The following is a 1,835-nucleotide window of genomic DNA, read 5'->3' as shown; positions in this document are numbered from 1 at the left end:
GAAAGCATTCCTGTATTCAAGAAAATGAGGTAAATTAGAGATTTTCGGAGGTGTACAGAGAAAGAGCCCTCCTGGTATAGTACGGAGTGTCAAAAGCATCGCGATGCATTGACCTCTAATTTGATACCAAGGAGAACTCTCAAAATGAATTATACCCAAAATCGAAAGATAGCTCAAATTACGGAACAAACCCTGATTGTTGGTATCGACATCGCCAAACACAGGCAGGTCGCTCGGGCACAGGACTTCAGAGGCATGGATCTGTCCAAGCGGTTGGTTTTCGCTAATAACCTGGAAGGCTTTCAAGGGCTTCTCCAGTGGGTGAAGGCCTTAATGAGCCAGCATCAAAAATCTGAAGTGGTCATCGGCATGGAACCGACCGGGCACTATTGGATGACTCTCGCTTACTACTTGAAAGCACAGGATATCCGGTGCGTGCTGGTGAATCCGATGCATGTGAAAAAAAGTAAAGAGCTGGATGACAATTCGCCGACCAAGAACGACACGAAAGATGCCAAAGTGATTGCCCAGCTCATTAAAGATGGGCGTTACTCGGAGCCTACTTTACCGGAAGAGACTTATGCCGAACTCCGGGAAGGCATGAAACTTTATGATCAGCTGGTTCAGGATCAGACTCGCATTAAAGCGAAAGTGCACAATTGGCTCGATCGCTATTTTCCTGAGTTTCTCACCGTTTTTAAAAGCTGGGAAGGAAAAGCGGCCCTTCAGGTCCTCAGACAGTGCTACCTGCCTCAGGAGATCACCACAATACCTGATGAGACGCTGCTCTTGGAAATCAAGAAAGTCGCTCAACGAGCGATTGGGTTGAAACGCGTTCGGCAGCTTAAGGCGGTCGCTGAACAGTCTGTGGGACTCACGGTGGGTACACGGTTCGCTAAAGAAGAGTGTCGATTCTTAACGGAAAAATATGATGACTTGACGGAGCGACTCCATGAACTGACTGAAGAACTGTGTGCCTTAGTGCTCACAATCCCTGGCGCAAAGGAAATGAGCGAGATCAAAGGGATCGGTTTGATCACCGTTGTCGGCTTTTTCGCTGAGGTCGGAGACTTGTCGCAGTATGATCATCCACGCCAAATTCTTAAATTAGCAGGATTGAATTTGCGCATGAACGCGTCCGGAAAGCATAAAGGAAAGACGACCATCACCAAGAGAGGCCGCAAACGCTTAAGAGCCCTGTTGTTTCGTGTCGCCATGCCCCTTGCCGCAACCAATGAAGCGTTCAAAGGTCTGCATCACTATTATCGTCACCGCCCGATTCATCCATTGACCGGTAAACAATCTTTAATCGCTTTATGTCACAAATTGATTCGTGTCCTGTTTGTCATAGGTCGTCGTCAGTGTGCCTTTAGTGAAAAGCAAATGATGCAGGATATGCCTCATCTTCAACACACGCAGGGTGTGGCCTGATCTTACGTTCGATCTAGAATCAAAGCCTTCTGTACGAACAGACAATTGAAGCACGGAGCAGCCGGTATCATTTTTTCCATTCGGGCATGACCCAGTTAGAAAGCTTTTTCCGGCCTCCACCTCGTGGATAGGCAGAACGAAGGAATGTCAGAGCATCGACTCAGTGAGACATGGGAGGGTCAGCCACCATGAGATGCGTGGAGATCCAAAGTGCGGTCATACACTTTGAACTACCAAATAAAGGAAATCAAATGATTTTCTCTATTCCTGTTTTGGTAATTCCATCCATATTTTTGATGATTTGTCTGCATTATCCATACTTCAATCTCAGTTTAGAACAGATAGGCTAGATATTCGGAGAAAACACGAGATATTCTAAGAAAACATTTATTTTATAGAGGGAG

The 1,835-nt window shown here is 46.3% G+C and carries 1 protein-coding gene; it reads left to right on the top strand.

Annotation, left to right across the window (positions count from 1 at the left end):
- The first annotated feature begins 144 nt into the window (after positions 1–144).
- Positions 145–1,431 (top strand): IS110 family RNA-guided transposase, encoded by a 1,287-nt coding sequence (locus OYT88_RS20655; RefSeq protein ID WP_274402254.1) that lies wholly within the window; start codon positions 145–147, stop codon positions 1,429–1,431.
- Positions 1,432–1,835 lie beyond the last annotated feature (404 nt).

The organism is Sporolactobacillus sp. CQH2019, from assembly GCF_028765345.1.
Classification (GTDB): domain Bacteria; phylum Bacillota; class Bacilli; order Bacillales; family Sporolactobacillaceae; genus Sporolactobacillus.
This window is presented reverse-complemented; position numbering and strand designations above follow the sequence as displayed.